Here is an 18,697-nt window from a genome sequence, read left to right on the forward strand (position 1 = left end):
CATAAGTTTCCACTCATATAAAAAATCTCCTATATTATCATAGGAGATTTTTTTTGTTTATGCAAACGATTGGTTTATATCCAGCCTCTGAAACGCGAAGCCTCCGCCATTTTCCGCACGCCGACCATGTAAGCCGCAAGCCTCATGTCAATCCGGCGGTTTTGGGACATTTCATAAATATTATTAAACGATTTTATCATCATATTTTCCAGTTTTTCCTCGACTTCTTCTTCACTCCAGTAGAAGCCTTGGTTGTTTTGAACCCATTCGAAATAAGAAACCGTTACACCGCCGGCGCTCGCCAGAACATCGGGAACCAGCAGCGTTCCTTTGTCTGTCAGGATTTTCGTTCCTTCCAGTGTCGTCGGTCCGTTTGCCGCTTCTACAACGATTTTCGCTTTGATGCGGTCAGCGTTCTCTTCTGTAATTTGGTTTTCGATCGCCGCCGGGACAAGTATATCACAGTCCAGCTCAAGCAGCTCCTGATTCGTAATGGTGTCATTGAAAAGCTTCGTCACCGTTCCGAAGCTGTCTCTGCGATCAAGCAGATAATCAATATCAAGACCGTCCGGATCGTAAAGGCCTCCGTACGCGTCAGAAATTCCGACAACTTTCGCGCCGGCGTCATGCATAAACTTGGCCAGATAGCTGCCCGCGTTTCCGAAACCTTGTACGACGACGCGCGCGTTCTGAATATCGAGACCTTTTTTCTTGGCCGCTTCTTTTATGCAGATGGTGACGCCTTTTGCCGTCGCTGATTCCCTGCCGTGGGATCCGCCGAGTACAAGCGGTTTTCCCGTAATAAAGCCGGGTGAGTTAAATTCATCAATTCTTGAATATTCATCCATCATCCAAGCCATAATCTGTGAGTTTGTAAATACGTCAGGTGCCGGGACGTCTTTAGTCGGTCCGACAATCTGACTGATTGCTCTGACATATCCCCTGCTCAGTCTTTCAAGCTCTCTGAATGACATATTTCTCGGATCACAAACAATTCCGCCTTTACCACCGCCATAAGGAAGATCAATAATTCCGCATTTTAAACTCATCCAGATGGAAAGTGCTTTCACCTCTTTTTCAGTTACATTCGGGTGAAAACGAATGCCGCCTTTTGTCGGACCTACGGAATCATTGTGCTGCGCACGATAGCCTGTAAATATTTTCACAGACCCGTCATCCATCCGAACAGGAATTTTAACCGTTAATAATCTGAGCGGCTCTTTCAGCAGTTCATACACTTCTTCTGGATACCCCAATTTTTCCAGAGCTTTATGTATTACGGTTTGGGTTGATTTTAATACATCATGTTTGTCTTCTTCATTATGACCGGTGAATCGATCGGCTGCCATTTGAGTTAACCTCCTAAAATCTTCTGTTTCTCTCATGCTCCCTTTCAGTGACTAGTATACACCTTCAATATCTCCGTGCATAGAAGAAAGACAATGATTTTTCCATTATTTCGCTTAAAAAAAGACGGCCGCTGAAAACAGCTGCCGTTTCAAATCTTTTTTATGAAAAATGTTTCTGGATGGTCTCCACAGCATTGCCGTCCATGATGAGTTTTCCGTACTCATGGAGCCTGTAAATCGTAATCGTCGCCGGGTGTCCGTATTCAGCCAGCACCGCGATGACGCCTTCGGCGGAACGGGAGCCGAGGTCTTCAAGGCTTACATAGTATTGGTTCTCATAGTGGTAGACGGTGCCGCCGGTAATCCCGATTCGGTGAAGGCTTCCGGCAAGCTGAATGATATCTTCAAACGAATGGAACTGATAAATAATATCCGGGCTTTCGTCAAGTTTGACCTGCATCTCGATATAATCATCGTCATATTCGTCATCTTCTGCGTCCGCGTCATGATTTTTCGTTACAATCACAACCATGCCTTGTGCCTGAAGAGAATATACTTCCACCGCGATCGGACCATTCGCTTCAAAGCCGAGCTCTGTATTTGCTTCATTCATCATATCTTTAAATAACTGGTGGACTTTAAACGAGTCCTTCCAGAGGTCTTCTTTTGTCAGTCCCCGATCAGTCAGATCGTCGAGGGTTAAAAAGATTTTAATCTTATTATAGTTCAGACGCTCAAGCCGCATAATGTTCCCTCCTGCCTCTTCTTGCACACAAATCATATAACACAGTATATGAATAAATGAGTCATAGGTTCTTAATTTGTTATCAGTTTACACCGTGTACAGCGGGAAGACAAGCAGAATGCCGTTTTTTATCACCGCGGCCGGGTTTGTTTCAGGAAGACGGCTCATCCGGTCCGCACAGCGTAATCATATGCGTCTCCGGTTTCGCCCCGAGCCTCAGCGGAACTTTTGTCGTCCCGTAGCCGTTGCTGATCAGGTAATGCGCTTTTTTCACCGTTCCCGTCCCGCCCAATTCGTACGGCCCGAACCGGCCGAAACGGATTTGGCCGCCATGCGTATGGCCGCTGAACACAGCGTCAATCCCGTCTGACTCCCTCATCTGCTCATGGATGTCCGGGTTATGGCAAAGCAGGAGGTTTACTTTGTCAGCATCCGTATATCTGATTGCAGCATCGTAATCATCCATCATCATCCTGATATCATCCACGCCGCAGATCGTAACGGTTTCCCCTTTATAAGCAAACTGAACCGATTCATTTCTCAGTGGGATCACTTTGTATGCCCGTAAAAGAGAGAGCAGTTTTTGCTGGCTGACCTCGTAATCGTTATTTCCCCACACATACATGACAGGCGCGAGAGCCGTCAGACGTTTGATGTTTTCTTCAATTCTGGCGTAAGGAACTCCGCCCTCCGCCATATCACCGCCGAGCAAAACGGCATCCGGCTTATAACCTGCCGCTTCGCGGAGAAGCTTTTCATCAATTAAACGGCGGTGCACGTCAGATATAAAAAAGATGGTGAGCGGCTTCATCCCCTTCATTTTATCAAGCGTAAATGTATGTGTTTTCAGATGGCTGCCGTTTGCCGTTTTGTACATAACGGCCGCCATAACCGCAGCCGCTCCCGCCAATGAGCCGAGAATTCCCGCTGTAAGCTTCATAAACGCACTCTCCATTCTGTCATTGTCTTATATTAGACGGACAAACAAAAAAAGACGTTTCTATCCTTTCCGGAAAACGCCTCATTTTATTTGCTTTCAAAATAAAGATTGATATCATACCGATGTTTCATCAAGTGAAAAACAGATTCTCTCGCCCTCCATTTTTCAGGCTGGGGCCATAAATCCGTGCTTTTTTGGATAATTTCACATCTCAGTTTATGAAATTCACCCTCAGCTTTTTCTTCCTTTTTTTTGAAATAATAAGAAGTGCAATACGCAAAAGCGGAAGCCATAATCCAGCACAAGTAAACCGTATGGCCTAATATTTCCTGCAGAATCAGCTGCGGAGAGGCTTGGGGGGCATTAAAGCTTTTAAACATCAGCAGTATGCACATCAGGGAAAAACAAACGAGGGACGCCCACTGCCATCTTCGGCATTGTGCGGCATAATTTTCGTATTTTAATTTCCGTTTCACCAGCGCCTGAAGCATTTGTTTCGTCGGTCCGTCAGCAAATCGGTCTAATTGCTTCCATAAAGAATCCATGCGCTTCACACCTTGTCCGTTTTCATTGGTACACTATATGAAAAACGCGGTGAAAACATGCATTTATTTTAATCAGACAGCGGAATGTTCAGAACCTGGCCGGTGTACACGTCGTTTCCGTTTAATCCGTTGTAGCTGCGGATTTTTTCTTCACCCGCCCGGCTTTTATAGTATTTCATTGAAATGCGGTAAAGCGTTTCTTTCGGCTGTACAGTATGCTGTACGGTCCGCACTTTTTTTGGGACAGTCCCGGCTTGATCACTCGCCTCAGCCGGAGCCGCTTTTTCACGGACAGCCGGCGGAGACTGCTGTTTTGTCTCCGCGTATTCGGTGTCTGTCGGCTTTACTTGTTTTTCTGAGGGCGTTTCCGTTTTTTTAGGTGTTTTTTCACTTTGTTTTTCACTTGGTTTTTCTTTCGTTTTTTCAGGTGCAGCCGCTTCTTTCTTATCTTTGTCGTCAGACTTTTTTTTCGGTTGTTCTAAAAGAGCAGTTTCTGACGTTTCTTTCTGAGCGCCTTTCGGAATAACGGCAGGCGCGCTTTCACTGTGGTCTATAAAGACATCTTCATAGTCCTTCGGGTCAAATCTGCTGCTGTTCGTCATATAAAGAAGACCGAAAAAGACACCGATTGTTACGATAATGAACAGGACGGTCAGAAAAGTGAACAGCGGCGTTTTTGTTTTGGTTTTTTCCTTCACCTGCTCTTCCTTTTTTTTACGCTCCTCTTTTACAGATTGTCTTGTCGGGAGGCTGTCTTCAAGATATTCAATTTGTTCATCCGCGGCCGCGGCAACCTGCTGCTCGGCACGCAGCTGAGCTTTTCTTCTTTCAACTCTTGACATTTCCGTCATGCAAACCCCTCCTAACATATTGAAAACGGATCTGACAGGCAAATACCGCATCAATAATAAAATGCGCTGTAACCGGAACGAATAAATTGCCGGTCCATTCATAGATAAGCCCCAGCAAAAGACTGATGCCCGCAACCATCATAAACAGAAGCCACTTCGCCAAGTATCTGAAATGAAGCACGGTAAAAATGAAGCTGGCGGCCCATAAGCCGATATGTGTCTGCAGAACGCCTCTGAACAAAATCTCTTCGCTGAACGAAATGAGAAGCGTCAAAAACAAAATGTGCAGAACCGGCCTGTTCTTAAAAAGCAATACATTAATGCCGCCGTCATCATATAAATGCGAAGGACACCATTTCATCACCGCCAGATCGGCAAAAATGACAAGGACGGCAAGAGTTACACCGTACCATATGATATTATCGTCACGTATATGCCACAGCTTTAAAAAATCGTGAATGTCGGTAAAAAAGAAAAAGCCGATAATAGCTGAAACCGCCAATATGAGCAATTGGGTGGCATACAGCTGCATCACAATCTCCCGGTCTGAGAGCTGCCGGATCAATTCGCTTTGCCGTCTCAGCTGAACTCACCCGCAGACTCTGATCCGAAAATCCGGCCTAATTCCAGCTTCCAATCTTCAAACCGTTCCATATTTTTACGTTCTCCTTTTTGCTCGTACGGAGCCAGATCAAGTCCGCAGCTGCTGCAGCATTGTCCGGTTTGACCATCAGGCTCATACGGTTCATCAAAATAAGACAGCAGCGCTTCTCTTATACATTCTTTCCGCTCTAATAACGCCGAAAAACGATTCATTTTACGCAGCTTCTTTTCCACGCGGTATGTCAGTTCTTCCTGCAGCTGGTCTTTTGTGGTTTTTCCTTGCAGAAACAGATGGACGGCCGTTCGCGCCTGTGTTTCCTGGACGCCCTTATTGATCAGAACGTCCCGAAGCTTTCGTTCATCACTCGTACCGGCATCCCGTATGACGGCCAGAATGCCTTCCAGGTCATAATCAGACAGGCTTTCTGTCTGAATAATCTGCTGCTGAAGCTCGGTATCGCCGGGCGCCCTCAGCAAAATACTGACACTCGGGCTGCCGTCGCGTCCCGCTCTGCCGATTTCCTGCATAAAGGCCTCGGCCGTTTGGGGAGGATAAAAGTGAATGACAAAGCGGATATCTGACTTATCCACACCCATGCCGAACGCATTGGTGCAGCAGATGCAATCAAGCTGGTTATGGATAAATTGCTGCTGGATTAAAATCCTGTCGCCTGTATCCATTCCGCCGTGATAATAATCCGTCCGCTTTCCCGTTTTTTCGTTCAGCTCAGCCGCAAGCTCTTCCGCCCATTTTCTGGTCGGACAATATATGATACCCGGGCCTTCAAGCTTTTCGGCAAGCTCCGTGAGCCTGCTTATTTTTTCGGCATTATCAGCCAAATGTTCTGCCGCCAGGAGAATATTCGGCCGGTTGACTGAATAAAGATGACGCACCGCATGCTCAAGTCCGAGCACATCCGTCACGTCTCTGAGCGTTTCTTTTGTCGCTGTTGCGGTCAGCGCCAATACAGGCGGCTTTCCGAGTGCCTGCCTGAAAGGCCCGAGCTTCGAGTAATCAGGCCTGAAATCATGTCCCCATTCTGATATGCAATGAGCCTCATCAATAACAAATAAACTGACCGGGACATTTTTCAAACGGTTCAGCACATAAGGTGAAGAAAGGGCTTCAGGAGACATATAGAGAAATTTATACCGGCTGATGTTGCTGAGGATAAAATGCCGCTCTGCGGAATTCAGCATGCTGTTTAATGCCGCAACCCGCTTTTCTCCTTTCGCTTTCAGCTGCTGCACCTGATCTTCCATTAATGAAAGGAGCGGCGAAATAATCAGCACCAGCCCGTCCATCATGTAACCCGGGAGCTGATAGCATAATGATTTTCCCCCGCCGGTCGGAAGCATGGCGATCGTATCTTTTTTTTGGAGCACGCTAGTCATAATCTCTTCCTGCCCTTTTTTAAAGGAATGCAAACCAAAATACCTGGATAAAGCTTTATGCAGCTCAGTCATGCTGATTCACCGTCTTTGCCAGCGCCAGCCTGATCTGAAAATAGCTGAAGCGCATCTGCATTCCTTCGCGAATCCGTTTAATTTTATTCGTTTGATGCTGTTTTGCAAATGCCGTTATCATACGCTGTTCCTCTTCAGAAAGATACTGTTCTATAAAAAATGCAGGCTGATGCAATGATATTTCTACGATATGATCTTCGATTGTGGCTGTTTTTAAATTTCTGACCGCGGCGATCCGTTCAATCGGAAACCCTTTTTCCAACAGCTCAAAGGTTTTTCTGGCAGAATGTGTCAGCGCGCTTTCCGCCTGCAAATCGGACAACAGCTCGCGCAGAGCGGGATATGCACATTGCGGAAGCGATTGAATAACATAATGTACCGCTCCCCAAAACTGGACGGACACATACCATTCATCTTCGTTCAGCTGGAGAGCAAGCTGCTTATTCGTTTTGCCGATTCTGTTGAATGAAGTTAAAGAATAGACAAAAATAAGCGCCTGCCGTTCACTTACGCCTTGCAGAAGGTGAAACAGCGTCTCATGCATTTGGACGGAAAGCTCTTTAGCATCTCTGTTTTTCCGCATGAACCGTTTGACCCATCTCAGCGTCTGCACATCGTTTGTAACCGGGATATATTGACTGCATTGATGCTCTTTGTTTGACAGGACTTGAATGAGCAGGGAAAGCCGCCTCCACAGGGTAACGGCAGGCGTTTGATAATTCGCGCCGTGGCAGTGCTTCGGCCAAGGCCGCTCGGCAAACGCCCGTTCAAGCCTTTGAACGCCGCGCGCAGTCACTTTCCACGTTCCCTCTTCTTTTCCGGCTGTAATGTATGAGTTCTCGGTGAGTTTATGCAAAGAAGCCGCAATATCGCCGCGTTCACAATGTGAAGCCATGCCGAAATATTTAGCGATCTGAAATAAGCCGGCATCCTGAATGGTTTGAGACGACTTTTTTCCTTTTAATAAATGAAACACAGCACTCGGAGTCCGTTCGCCGTCTATTTTGTCCAGACAGTCGAGAACCACGGTATCAAAGTAGTTTATCGCCAATCTAAACACACCTACATTTCTTCTGTGACAAGTTTCGTTTTTTGGTTCTTTTTATTTTAACAGATTTTCATATAAATTTGACGTTTAAAGTCATCTTTTAGGGGGAAGTGCTAAAGAGAATCCCTTATGTGATAAGCATTCTCAATCATTTTTCTGTTGAAATTTGACACTAACATCATTACAATAAGTAAGAGGAATAGGTGTTATATTTAAAAATATATAAGGTAAACCATTTGTTCCAACACGAACAATCTGGGAGGTTTTATTCATGGCAAAGTACACAATTGTAGATAAAGATACGTGTATTGCATGCGGCGCCTGCGGAGCTGCGGCACCAGACATTTATGATTATGATGATGAAGGCATTGCGTTCGTTACGCTTGACGAAAATAAAGGCGTCGTCGAAGTTCCGGAAGTTCTGGAAGAAGATATGATTGACGCATTTGAAGGATGCCCTACTGATTCAATCAAAGTTGCGGATGAACCGTTCGAAGGCGACCCGCTGAAATACGAATAAAAAAGCCCTCCCCGTGAGAGGAGCTTTTTCGTCCTGAATAAGACTCCGGCTGTTATCGGCCGGAGTCTTATTTTTTTGCGTGATCAAACAATCAAAAAAGCGCCCGGTCTGTGTTTTACAGAGCGGGCGCTTTGAAGTGGTTATTGTGTCTGGATGCTGCGTTTTTGTTCAATCCAAGGTTTCAGCTTCGTAAAGATGAACGTAAAGACGATGGTGATGATAACGCCTTTTACAATGTTAAACGGCAGGATTCCTGCGACAACCGCCGTTTTTAACTGGCTGTTTGACAGTGCCGGTGAATGTAAAAACCAAGTATACGCGGGCAGGATAAGAATATAGTTCAAAATACTCATCAATACAGTCATCGCTGCGGTTCCGGCCAGCAGGCTCACTGCAAGTCCTTTAGCAGATTTGAGCTTTTTAAACATAAACGCCGTCGGCAGAATAAACAGCGTTCCTGCGATAAAATTGGCTGCCTGCCCGACAGGCACGCCGGCCATGCTTCCTTGAATGATATACTGCAGAATATTTTTAATCGCTTCAACCGCAATCCCCGCCGCAGGCCCGTAAACCAAAATGGCGATAATTGCAGGAACGTCACTGAAATCAATTTTCAAGTAATCCGGCAGCCCCGGAAACGGGAAATTTAACAGCATAAGCACAAAAGCAATACTGCTAAGCATACTGATGACAACTAATTTTTTTACTTTCACAATGCTCTCTCCTTTTCGATCAAATCTCTCGAAAAGAGGAAAGGTTCTTTTGCGCCCCAATAAAAAAACCGCTTTTGTTAAAAAGCGGGAGCTTACTAAGGCTTGGCAAAGAAACGTTTGATATAAGCATCAAAACGTCTGCTGAACCTCCATCTTCTCCCATCCAGACTATACTGTCGGCTCCGGAATCTCACCGGATCCTGCCGCCGAAGCAGCTCGCGGGCTTAGAGCATGATGCTCATCACCGCCGGTAGGGAATTTCACCCTGCCCCGAAGATTGATCTTATGAATTTATTCACATTATATATGATCAAATTGCAATTGTATAGAGAACTGCTCAAATTTAAATAAAATATTGGGGAAGCCCAATTTAAGCTGATTCAGCGGTTTCCTTTTCTCCTTTACTGCGTCAATACACATTGACACTCTATTGAGAATATGATAAATTATCAGATATTTAGTCAGCTAAACTAGGAGGAAATCTAACAATGTTTCGAGTTTTGGTCTCAGATAAGATGAGCAATGACGGCTTAAAGCCGCTGATGGAATCAGACTTTATAGAAATTGTTCAAAAAAACGTCGCGGATGCAGAAGATGAATTACATACCTTTGATGCCCTGTTAGTCCGCAGTGCCACGAAAGTAACCGAAGAATTGTTTAAAAAAATGACCTCTTTAAAAATCGTCGGCAGAGCCGGTGTCGGCGTAGACAACATCGACATTGATGAGGCCACAAAACATGGGGTTATCGTGATAAACGCGCCGAATGGAAACACCATTTCAACGGCAGAGCACACATTCGCGATGATTTCTTCATTAATGAGACACATTCCGCAAGCCAATATCTCAGTAAAATCAAGAGAATGGAACCGGACGGCTTTTGTCGGGGCGGAGCTCTACGGAAAGACTTTAGGCATTGTCGGTCTGGGCCGGATCGGAAGCGAGATTGCCCAGCGCGCCAGAGCGTTCGGTATGACGGTTCATGTATTCGATCCTTTCTTAACCGAAGAGAGAGCCGGTAAAATCGGCGTAAACAGCCGGACATTCGAAGAAGTGCTTGAAAGCGCGGATATCATTACCGTCCACACGCCTTTAACAAAGGAAACAAAAGGACTGCTTAACAGAGAAACCATTGCTAAAACGAAAAAAGGCGTCCGTCTTATCAACTGCGCAAGAGGCGGCATTATTGATGAAGCGGCGCTTTTGGAAGCGCTGGAAAGCGGCCATGTCGCAGGCGCTGCCCTTGACGTGTTTGAAGTGGAACCGCCAGTTGAATCAAAGCTTCCCGACCATCCGCTGGTGATCGCCACACCTCACTTAGGCGCTTCAACGAAAGAAGCACAGCTGAATGTCGCTGCACAGGTTTCTGAAGAAGTGCTGCAGTTTGCAAAAGGTCTGCCTGTCATGTCAGCGATCAACCTGCCTGCGATGACGAAAGATGAATTCAAAAAAATCCAGCCTTATCACCAAATTGCCGATAAAATCGGAAGTCTCGTGTCACAATGTATGAAGGAACCCGTCAAAGATGTTGCGATTCAATATGAAGGCACCATCGCCAAACTTGAAACATCATTTATTACAAAAAGCCTGCTGTCCGGTTTCTTAAAACCGCGTGTAGACTCAACGGTCAATGAAGTGAACGCCGGCGGTGTAGCAAAAGAACGCGGAATCAGCTTCAGCGAGAAGATTTCCTCCAATGAATCAGGATATGATAACTGCATCAGCGTAAAAGTAACCGGAGACCGGAGCACATTTACGTTAACGGCTACGTATATCCCTCACTTCGGTGAACGAATCGTTGAGCTGAACGGCTTTAATATTGACTTAAATCCTGCCGGCCACCTCGTTTATATCCAGCACCAGGATACGACTGGTGTAATCGGACGCGTCGGACGCATCCTCGGCGATAACGATATCAATATCGCTACCATGCAGGTAGGCCGTAAAGAAAAAGGCGGAGAAGCCATTATGATGCTTTCTTTTGATAAACATTTAGATGATAAAGTCGTCAATGAGCTGACTTCAATTCAGGATATTGTTTCCGTTAAACTGATTGACCTTCCGTAACCAACAAAAAACCCAAAACATTCATATGTTTTGGGTTTTATTAGGTTTAATGGCTTGGAAGCGGATTAGGCGCGGCAGGCACAGCGATAGGTTTTGTCACATCATAATTACCGATTTTCTTTGTATGCGCATGTGTGAACAGCACCTCAGAATAACCGAATTCCTTCGCAGTTAACAGAAGCCCTTCGATCATTAAAATCCCTTCCAGCGAATCTTCAACCTTATGTTTTTCGGACAATTGAATCCGCAGCTGCTCGCCGTCTTCCCTTTCCGATACCGATGCAATCGCATCGGCTTCTATAATGCTCGCGGTCTGTGAGCCTCCGTCTGTTGTCTTCATCCCGTCAATAGCCTGATATACTGAATAATAGGTTTGTTCAGACGGGATGAGATACTCTTGTCCCAGACTGTCGCTGTAAGAAAAATACGCCCGGTTTGTCTGTTTATGTACGGACATTTCAGCGGATATGCCGTAAGATTTATAAAAATCCTGTCCGGCTCCGTTTTGAATCTTTTTCAATTTAATCCGCTCGTAAGGACTCCATGTCAAAGTCTCTTTCAGCATCTTTTTCAATAAGTCAGCATCGGCAACTGATTCGATAGAAAGCCGTCCGTTTACCTGCACAAGCAAATCCTTCTTATCCGCCGTTACCTGCACACCTTCCAAAAGGTTCGGCACAGACAGGAAGGATTCGGGCACTTCTAGGTTTTCCGCTTCGGATAAAGCCTCTGAAACCGATTCATCCGGCTTCTTTTTTTCAAAACTGACCGGTATGACGGCGGATGTATCTGAATCGGCAAACGCCAAAGTAATGTAATTGTTTTTGTTTTCGTTAGAAACGACAAACGTCTTCTGATCCGGCTTGACAGCAGCTGACTGACTGGCTTTTTCAGCTTGACCGCTGTCAGCTGTAAGATCACCGGCAGATTTGTTTGTCATCAGGTGAGGAGATATAATCAGAGCGATGCACAATGCGCAGACGCCGGCTGCGGCGGGGCCGATCCAGCTTCGGGCCGGTTTTTTCCTGTACGGTTTACCCGTTTCAATATTCCGGTAAATGGCCTCGGGTGAACGATGATCTCTAACCGCCGGAAGTTGTCTTAACAACTCCTCTACTCTTTCTTCGTTCCAATATGACTTCATCATCCATTAGCTCCTCCCTCAAAAGCTCCATCTGTTTCCGAAGTATTTTGAGCCCTCTGTGTTGGGTCGTTTTGACTTTGCTTTCCGAGAAGCGGAGAGCGGCGGCTGTTTCCTGAATGGAATATCCCTGAATAAATCTCAAGATAATAACAGCTCTTTGATCAATGGTGCAATGATCAAGCGCGGTATAAATTTCCCGGACGTTTTCATGCTGTACGGCGAGTTCGTCCGGAAGCAAATGCTGATCTCTGACATCTTGTGTATCCCAATCAAACGTACCCATAATACGCTGTCTGATCGTCTGCTGCTTGCGGAACCAGTCAATCGCCACATGGCGTGCGATGGACAACAGCCATGTTTTTTCACTGCTTCTTCCTTCAAATGTATGATAGGAATTCAAGACGCGGATATACACTTCCTGCGTCAAATCTTCAGCCTGCGACTTATCTTTTACCATATAAAATAAAAATTGATATAAATCTTGATGGTATGCATCATATAATATCTGAAAGGTTTCTTCCATGGGAAACCCCTCCGTTCACTTTTTTGTCGTAAAAATGCGTTGAAAAGTTACATTACAACTATATTACGAGAAACTGGAATTTGGAAGGGAATTTATATTAACATATTCTTAAATTTTTAAAGGAGAAACAAATAAAAAACACCCGCAGAACATGCGGGTGTTTCGTATGGAACAAGATTGTTCGTCAATTTCAGACGTCATCCTGCGCTTTTGTCGGAATATAAAATGTAAACGTCGTCCCTTTGTCGATGCTGCTGTGAACCGCAATTGAGCCGCCGTGGGCTTCCACGATATTTTTTACGATGGCGAGTCCGAGTCCGGTTCCCGCCCTGCCTCTTGTTCTTGCTTTGTCCGCTTTATAAAAACGTTCAAAAATAAAAGGCAGGTCTTCTTCCGGTATTCCAGAGCCGGAATCTTTGATATCGATCTTCAGTCCGTCTTTTACGGTCTGAGCCGCGATATGAACGCTTCCGCCTGACTCCGTATGGCGCAGCGCATTATCTATAAGGTTGGTAAACACCTGTTCCATTTTGTCTTCATCAAAGACACACTCCGGCTGAGACACCGAGATGTCCTCTGTGAGCGAAACGCCTTTTTCCTTCGCTACCCCGGAAAATTTGCGGGAGATCTTCTCCAGAAATTCATGCAGGTTTACCGTTTCATAGTGCAGGCCCGTATGTCCGGATTCCATTCTGGCCAAATCCAGCAAATCATTGACGAGCCGGCCCATGCGAAGAGATTCATCATAAATGATCTGCGCGATTTCTTTTTTCTCCTCTTCGGTGCTTGCAATGTCGTCCACTATTGCTTCGCTGTATCCCTGCAGCATAGAAATCGGGGTTCTGAGCTCATGACTGACATTGGCAATGAAGTCTTCACGCAATTTATCCAGCCTGCGCTCTTCGGTCATATCACGGAGCACGGCCACGGCGCCGCGGACGTGTGATTCCGCATAAAGAGGCGACATCAATAAAACCCATGACCTTCCTTGAAGCGTCATTTCAATCATTTGCTCTTTTTCCGTGTTCACTGCATTTTGAAATAGCTCTTTTGCTTCAGGGGGAAGGTTGTCTCCTTCTTTAATGTTCATGTTCTGCTCATAATACCATGCCTGCAGAAAACGTTCGGCCGGCGGGTTGGTCACCAAAATGGTGCCGTCGATATTAATGGTGATGACCCCGTCTGCCATACTGCTTAAAATATTGGACAGCTGTTCTTTTTCCTGATTCAGCGCGTTAATATGGAAATTGAGCTGCCGTCCCATCTGATTAAAGGCAATGGCCAGTTCCCCGATTTCATCTTGGGTCAGAATCGGAATTTTTGTATCAAACTTTCCTTTCGCCAAGTCTTGGGCGCCTTCCCGCATTTTCCGAAGGGGATATGTCACCCTGCTGGATAAAAAGAACGCGAAAAACGTTGTCAAGACGATGGCAATGCCCGCCGCAAGAAAAATATAGCGTGTCGTATGTTTCGTCGTATCTTTGACGGCAAGCAGCGATTGGGATAAAAAAACCATGCCTTTTTTGCCGTCTTTTTCATACGGCACTCCGACGATCAGCCGTTCGTTATCCGAACCGGCATTGTTGGGGACCGCGCGTTTGCTTACTTTTTTGCGGTCTGTCAGCGCCTTGTGCAGATCCCGGTCATGTTTGATCTGCTCTAATGTAATAGAGGATAAATGATTATCGTCATTGGGCGAATACCAGACATGCTTATCATCCTGAATGATCGCGATGCTCGTTAAATTGTCCGCCAGTTCCCACGTGATGGATCTGGCAAGCGGCTGGTCTTCATGATTTTCTATTATGACCGCAATTTTATCGGCAAGCTGCGTTAAATCTTTTTCCGCTTCTTCAACGTGGTAATTTTCGATAAATTCCAGAAGCAGCACCGTTAAAATAAATAAAACAATTAACACGAGTGAAAGAATGGTAAACCAAAGCTTTCCTACTACGCTTTTCCAAAACTTCATTCAGCGCCTACCTCAAATTTGTATCCGACTCCCCATACGGTGACGATTTTTTTCGCCGCTCCCGGGGACACTTTATTTAATTTTTCACGGAGCCGTTTGACATGGGTGTCCACCGTTCTGAGGTCTCCGAAAAATTCATACTGCCACACTTCTTTTAAAAGCTTTTCCCTGTCGTACACTTTGTCCGGTGTTTTCGCCAGGAAGTACAGCAGTTCATATTCCTTCGGCGTCAGGCTCACCTCCGTGCCGTCCGCAGTCACCCTGTGAGCATCGTGATCAATGGATAGATGCGAAAAGACGAGCACATTTTTTGTCGGGGTATTGGCTGTCAGATAAGATGTTTGGGAAGCCCTTCTTAAAAGCGCCTTTACCCGAAGCACCACTTCTCTCGGGCTGAAAGGCTTGACGATATAATCGTCCGTACCCGCTTCAAACCCCTGGACGCGGTTGGCTTCTTCCCCTTTTGCCGTCAGCATGATAATCGGCGTCGCTTTTTTTTCTCTGAGCTGCCGGCATACTTCGATTCCGTCCGTTCCCGGCATCATTAAATCCAAGAGCACCAGATCATAATCTGATGCCAGCCCCATTTTAATGGCCTCGTCGCCGTTTTCCGCTTCTTCAATCACATAGTTTTCCCGTTCAAGGTACATTCTTAAAAGGCGTCGAATTCTGGCTTCATCATCTACTACTAATATTTTAGTTTCATTTGTTTGATCCATCGTTTTCCCCCTGCTTTCCTTCTGTTACTTTCATTTTAACAAACTGTGCGGCAGCTTGAGAACTGTATCGGCTTTTTGCATCTATGCGTACGAATGAAGTCCGGCAAGCACGAGATTCACAAAAATCAAGTTAAACATAATAATGGCGAAGCCGATGACGGCAAGCCACGCGGACTTTTCGCCGTGCCAGCCTCTTGACAGCCGCAAGTGCAAATACGCTGCGTAAAATAAAAAGGTGATCAGCGCCCATACTTCCTTCGGGTCCCAGCCCCAAAAACGCGTCCATGCAAGCTGCGCCCAAATCATCGCAAACACAAGCGCGCCGAGTGTAAATACCGGAAAACCGATGGAAACAGCGCGGTAGCCGACTTCATCGACCAAGTCCAGATTCACATTTTTGACGAGCGGGCTGATAAGAGCGCTGATTCTCTTTCTGAATATCAGCCTGAGCGCACCGTATAAAACGAGACCTGCGCCAAACGACCAGATCACCGTATTGACCTTTCTGCCTGAAAAAATGGCCGGAAGCTCAATAAGCGGCTTCATTGCGCCTTCCGTAAGCAATTCTCCCTCATGCGGGCCGACAAGCGCAGGCATATCATATATCATGACGCTTTTGGCTTCTTTTTTATCCACCCAATTAAATTCAGCTTTGTAGTCCGCCAGCCGGAATGCCGACGTGACGGCGATAAATGCCACGGTCGTCACGAGTATAAACATGATGACTTCAAGCCAGAACGTTTTTTTGCCCGGTCTTGATTGGTCGACATGCTTTAACAGGAAAATGACGCCGGCTACAAAACTGATCGCAAGAATCGCCTGCCCGAGCGCCGCCGTCGTGACGTGAATGTACAGCCAATTGCTCTGCAGTGACGGAATAAGCGGCGTGATGTCTGTCGGAAACATGCTTGCATATGCGATAAGCAAAAGCGCGATAGACAATGTGAACATGCCTAATGAAGGCAGTCTGTAAATAAAGTAAATAATAATAAAAGCGAGAACAAGCATCATGCCGAATGACGTCGTAAATTCAAACATATTGCTGACAGGCGCATGTCCGCTTGCCGACCATCTCGCAATGAAGTAGCCGAGATGACAAAGAAATCCGAAAATGGTTAACGTGATTCCGATAGCCGACCAGCGGCCCTTACCGTCCTTAGCACCTTTTGTTCCCCGGATGGCGCCGCCGAAAACCGGGACGGCAATTAAATAAATCAAAAAGGCAGCATAAAGAAAATTTGCGCTCAGCTCCGCCATGACACCACTCCTTTTTCACTAGGCCTGATTTTTGGCCAATTCTTTTTGATCGGCCGGCTCTTGAATCCCGGTCCCGCTAAGAACAAATTCGATATCTTTTTTCAGACCGAACCAGTTTTTGTTCGTATGTCCCGCCACAAGCACTTCATGATCACCTGTTTTGATCCAGATCCTTCTGTGCTGCCAGTACATTCCTTGAATGACGCCGATCATAAAGATCGCGCCGCCGACGGCAAGCACCCATAAGGTTAAATCTTTTCTGACGGTGAGTCCTGTAATGTTTTTCGTTTCCACATGGTCGAATTTTAATTTATACTTGTTACTTTCGGAACCTTCAACAGTCTGCTGAATCGCAACAAAACTTTTCTCCCCTTTCGGCTTGTCAGGAGCCGTGATTTCAAAGACAAAAGCCGGATTGTTAGGAACCTTCGTTTTTGTGCTCGGTTCTCCGTCCTTGTTAAAATAAAAATCAGGAAGATAACTGGCGATCTGCACTTTGTAACCGTTACCAAGATCATAGTCCGTGTCGGGATCAAGAAGATTGATCTTCAGTTTGCCGAATGACTGTTTTGTTTTTTGGTCGATCAGCTGAAATACCATCTGATCGAGCTGGTTTTCTTTATAGTCCACCTGATACACAGAATAGGAGTCAAAGCGCAGCGGTTCATTGACGCGGATATTGTTTTCTTTGACTCTTTTAAGCTTCGGCTTTTCACCGAATACAATGTCGCCTTCCCTCTTGTACAAAACCGCGTCCGTTGTGAAGGATTTGGCGACTTTGCCGTTTCCGGCTCTGTCAATGGCGTCGGCGAATACTTTTTTCTCAGTGTCTTTGTTATATGTCTGCATCGTGAACCGGTTATTTTTTAAGTAATATTTGCCGTCAGTACCGGGGATCTGGGCGGTTTCGCCTTCACGGACCCAGAGCGTTTCATCGACATACATACCGGGTACAAATCTCAGCATGGCTCCGATCAGAAAAATGATCAGGCCGATATGATTGACGTAGGGCCCCCACCTTGAAAAACGGCCTTTTTCCGCCAGAATGCTTCCCTCTTGTTCTCGCACTCTATAATGCTTTTTTTTCAATCGTGTTCTGAGGCTATCAGCCGCATCCCCGCTCAGCTCGGTTTCTGTCCGGCTGTATAGACGCTGCCTCTTCAAAAAGACCGGATTCCGCCGAACTCCTTGATTTTTCAGCGCCCTGTACAAAGGAATCACCCGATCCAGGCTGCAGATGACCAGTGATATGCCAATGGATGCGATCAGGAGCATATACCACCATGAGCCGTACAGGTGATGAAACCCCAGCAGATAATACATTTGGCCGATTATGCCGTACTGCTGTTCATAATATGTATCCGGCTGGGCGCCCGGCGGCAGATAAGCTTCCTGCGGAAAAACCGTGCCGAAAGCAGACGCCGCCAGAGTAATGACGATCAGCCATATTCCGACTTTTACGGAAGAAAAGAAGTTCCATACCTTATCTACGATTGTTTTGTTATATGTTTGCGAACGCCTTGCGCTGCCGTCGTACCGCATATCGGCAAGCGGCGATTTTTGATCATCAAGCGGCTTCCCGCACGACTCGCACAAAACCGTCCCGGCTGGATTCACGTGCCCGCATTCACATTTGACCTTTTTCATGAAGACGCCTCCGGCTTAATTAAATTCATATAGTCATGAACCATGCGTTCTGTCATCGTGCCGGTCACCACTTTCACGACTTTTCCGTCGGGATTGATCAAAAATGTCGTCGGAATAGGTGATACGCCGTACGCGTCCAGCACTTGCCGGTCAGTATCGAGCGCAACCGGGAAATTGACGCCGTATGTTTTCATAAAATTATGTACTGCAATTTTTGATTCGCCGACATTTACCGCAACCACCTCGACACCGAGGTCTTTAAAATGCTTGTATTGATTCTCCATATAGGGAAATTCCTGCTTGCACGGCTCACACCACGTTCCCCAGAAATTCAGAAAAACACCTTTTCCTTTTAACTGACTCAGTTCTATGAGTCTGCCCTCTGTATCTTTCAGCGCGAAATTCGGGGCTTTGGACCCCTCAGATATACGCTCACCGTTTGTGTATACGGCATTATAGATGGTATATCCGAGCGCGCAGAGTAAGATGAGAAGGATGCCGGTCCGAATGAATAAACGCCGCCGTTTTTTGTTCATTGTACACTGCTCCCCTCCCCTGCCTGCAAATCCATTCAATTATATCATCAAC

Annotated in this window: 18 protein-coding genes and 1 riboswitch; of the genes, 2 read left to right on the forward strand and 16 right to left on the reverse strand. The window is 46.1% G+C overall.

The features are described from left to right. Positions 1–74: 74 nt before the first annotated feature. The 8 genes from gudB to NYE28_RS12230 form a co-directional block, all read right to left on the reverse strand. Positions 75–1,349, reverse strand: coding sequence for an NAD-specific glutamate dehydrogenase (gudB, locus tag NYE28_RS12195; protein WP_003153413.1), 1,275 nt, complete (start codon positions 1,347–1,349; stop codon positions 75–77). 160 nt (positions 1,350–1,509) lie between these two features. Next, positions 1,510–2,094 (reverse strand): genetic competence negative regulator, encoded by a 585-nt coding sequence (locus tag NYE28_RS12200; RefSeq protein WP_003153412.1) that lies wholly within the window; start codon positions 2,092–2,094, stop codon positions 1,510–1,512. Positions 2,095–2,245: 151 nt separating this feature from the next. Continuing rightward, the gene (locus NYE28_RS12205; protein ID WP_025284937.1) at positions 2,246–3,034 is read right to left on the reverse strand and encodes a metallophosphoesterase; all 789 of its coding nucleotides are present in this window, start codon (positions 3,032–3,034) and stop codon (positions 2,246–2,248) included. Between the two features lie 86 nt (positions 3,035–3,120). After that, the gene (locus NYE28_RS12210; RefSeq protein WP_007409443.1) at positions 3,121–3,579 is read right to left on the reverse strand and encodes a YpbF family protein; all 459 of its coding nucleotides are present in this window, start codon (positions 3,577–3,579) and stop codon (positions 3,121–3,123) included. Positions 3,580–3,647: 68 nt separating this feature from the next. Continuing rightward, positions 3,648–4,430: a LysM peptidoglycan-binding domain-containing protein gene (locus NYE28_RS12215; RefSeq protein ID WP_025284938.1), complete on the reverse strand. Its 783-nt coding sequence runs from the start codon at positions 4,428–4,430 to the stop codon at positions 3,648–3,650. After that, positions 4,408–4,995, reverse strand: a complete 588-nt coding sequence (locus NYE28_RS12220) for a CPBP family intramembrane glutamic endopeptidase (protein WP_015240111.1) — start codon at positions 4,993–4,995, stop codon at positions 4,408–4,410. The genes NYE28_RS12215 and NYE28_RS12220 overlap by 23 nt, the downstream gene beginning before the upstream one ends. A gap of 14 nt (positions 4,996–5,009) precedes the next feature. Then, complete coding sequence (locus tag NYE28_RS12225; protein WP_160223146.1) at positions 5,010–6,500, reverse strand: ATP-dependent DNA helicase RecQ; 1,491 nt, start codon at positions 6,498–6,500, stop codon at positions 5,010–5,012. Beyond that, positions 6,493–7,551: a helix-turn-helix domain-containing protein gene (locus NYE28_RS12230; RefSeq protein ID WP_160223147.1), complete on the reverse strand. Its 1,059-nt coding sequence runs from the start codon at positions 7,549–7,551 to the stop codon at positions 6,493–6,495. The genes NYE28_RS12225 and NYE28_RS12230 overlap by 8 nt, the downstream gene beginning before the upstream one ends. Before the next feature lie 268 nt (positions 7,552–7,819). On the opposite strand from NYE28_RS12230, the gene NYE28_RS12235 reads away from it, so the two are divergent. Then, a complete protein-coding gene (locus NYE28_RS12235; protein ID WP_003153403.1) occupies positions 7,820–8,068 on the forward strand; it encodes a ferredoxin in 249 nt (82 codons plus the stop codon). Between the two features lie 140 nt (positions 8,069–8,208). Here NYE28_RS12235 and NYE28_RS12240 read toward each other — a convergent pair whose 3' ends face one another. After that, positions 8,209–8,781: an ECF transporter S component gene (locus tag NYE28_RS12240; protein ID WP_015240114.1), complete on the reverse strand. Its 573-nt coding sequence runs from the start codon at positions 8,779–8,781 to the stop codon at positions 8,209–8,211. Positions 8,782–8,928: 147 nt separating this feature from the next. Continuing rightward, positions 8,929–9,063: riboswitch (FMN riboswitch) on the reverse strand. Between the two features lie 206 nt (positions 9,064–9,269). On the opposite strand from NYE28_RS12240, the gene serA reads away from it, so the two are divergent. Beyond that, positions 9,270–10,847, forward strand: coding sequence for a phosphoglycerate dehydrogenase (gene serA, locus NYE28_RS12245; protein WP_007409437.1), 1,578 nt, complete (start codon positions 9,270–9,272; stop codon positions 10,845–10,847). Positions 10,848–10,893: 46 nt separating this feature from the next. Here serA and NYE28_RS12250 read toward each other — a convergent pair whose 3' ends face one another. The 7 genes from NYE28_RS12250 to NYE28_RS12280 form a co-directional block, all read right to left on the reverse strand. After that, positions 10,894–11,955 (reverse strand): sugar dehydratase, encoded by a 1,062-nt coding sequence (locus tag NYE28_RS12250; protein ID WP_072589347.1) that lies wholly within the window; start codon positions 11,953–11,955, stop codon positions 10,894–10,896. Next, on the reverse strand, positions 11,930–12,514 hold the full coding sequence (sigX, locus tag NYE28_RS12255) for an RNA polymerase sigma factor SigX (RefSeq protein ID WP_003153399.1): 585 nt from the start codon (positions 12,512–12,514) through the stop codon (positions 11,930–11,932). Before sigX ends, NYE28_RS12250 begins: the two co-directional genes overlap by 26 nt. Before the next feature lie 190 nt (positions 12,515–12,704). Next, positions 12,705–14,486 (reverse strand): ATP-binding protein, encoded by a 1,782-nt coding sequence (locus tag NYE28_RS12260; RefSeq protein ID WP_025284944.1) that lies wholly within the window; start codon positions 14,484–14,486, stop codon positions 12,705–12,707. Further along, positions 14,483–15,205 (reverse strand): DNA-binding response regulator ResD, encoded by a 723-nt coding sequence (gene resD, locus NYE28_RS12265; RefSeq protein ID WP_003153397.1) that lies wholly within the window; start codon positions 15,203–15,205, stop codon positions 14,483–14,485. The genes NYE28_RS12260 and resD overlap by 4 nt, the downstream gene beginning before the upstream one ends. A gap of 81 nt (positions 15,206–15,286) precedes the next feature. Further along, positions 15,287–16,462 carry a c-type cytochrome biogenesis protein CcsB gene (ccsB, locus tag NYE28_RS12270; protein ID WP_007409434.1) on the reverse strand — a complete coding sequence of 392 codons (1,176 nt, stop codon included), beginning with the start codon at positions 16,460–16,462 and terminating at the stop codon, positions 15,287–15,289. Positions 16,463–16,480: 18 nt separating this feature from the next. Next, positions 16,481–18,109, reverse strand: coding sequence for a cytochrome c biogenesis protein ResB (locus tag NYE28_RS12275; RefSeq protein ID WP_136396474.1), 1,629 nt, complete (start codon positions 18,107–18,109; stop codon positions 16,481–16,483). Continuing rightward, positions 18,106–18,645: a thiol-disulfide oxidoreductase ResA gene (locus NYE28_RS12280; protein ID WP_003153391.1), complete on the reverse strand. Its 540-nt coding sequence runs from the start codon at positions 18,643–18,645 to the stop codon at positions 18,106–18,108. The genes NYE28_RS12275 and NYE28_RS12280 overlap by 4 nt, the downstream gene beginning before the upstream one ends. Positions 18,646–18,697: the final 52 nt, after the last annotated feature.

It is taken from the genome of Bacillus sp. FSL R5-0443 (genome assembly GCF_038608285.1).
Taxonomy (GTDB): Bacteria; Bacillota; Bacilli; order Bacillales; family Bacillaceae; genus Bacillus; species Bacillus velezensis.

Coding starts and splice junctions, on each gene's coding strand:
- sigX (WP_003153399.1), bottom strand. CDS start 12,514: ATGGAAGAAACCTTTCAGATATTATATGATGCATACCATCAAGATTTA.
- NYE28_RS12280 (WP_003153391.1), bottom strand. CDS start 18,645: ATGAACAAAAAACGGCGGCGTTTATTCATTCGGACCGGCATCCTTCTC.
- NYE28_RS12215 (WP_025284938.1), bottom strand. CDS start 4,430: ATGACGGAAATGTCAAGAGTTGAAAGAAGAAAAGCTCAGCTGCGTGCC.
- ccsB (WP_007409434.1), bottom strand. CDS start 16,462: ATGGCGGAGCTGAGCGCAAATTTTCTTTATGCTGCCTTTTTGATTTAT.
- NYE28_RS12205 (WP_025284937.1), bottom strand. CDS start 3,034: ATGAAGCTTACAGCGGGAATTCTCGGCTCATTGGCGGGAGCGGCTGCG.
- resD (WP_003153397.1), bottom strand. CDS start 15,205: ATGGATCAAACAAATGAAACTAAAATATTAGTAGTAGATGATGAAGCC.
- NYE28_RS12225 (WP_160223146.1), bottom strand. CDS start 6,500: ATGACTGAGCTGCATAAAGCTTTATCCAGGTATTTTGGTTTGCATTCC.
- gudB (WP_003153413.1), bottom strand. CDS start 1,349: ATGGCAGCCGATCGATTCACCGGTCATAATGAAGAAGACAAACATGAT.
- serA (WP_007409437.1), top strand. CDS start 9,270: ATGTTTCGAGTTTTGGTCTCAGATAAGATGAGCAATGACGGCTTAAAG.
- NYE28_RS12200 (WP_003153412.1), bottom strand. CDS start 2,094: ATGCGGCTTGAGCGTCTGAACTATAATAAGATTAAAATCTTTTTAACC.
- NYE28_RS12210 (WP_007409443.1), bottom strand. CDS start 3,579: ATGGATTCTTTATGGAAGCAATTAGACCGATTTGCTGACGGACCGACG.
- NYE28_RS12275 (WP_136396474.1), bottom strand. CDS start 18,109: ATGAAAAAGGTCAAATGTGAATGCGGGCACGTGAATCCAGCCGGGACG.
- NYE28_RS12260 (WP_025284944.1), bottom strand. CDS start 14,486: ATGAAGTTTTGGAAAAGCGTAGTAGGAAAGCTTTGGTTTACCATTCTT.
- NYE28_RS12235 (WP_003153403.1), top strand. CDS start 7,820: ATGGCAAAGTACACAATTGTAGATAAAGATACGTGTATTGCATGCGGC.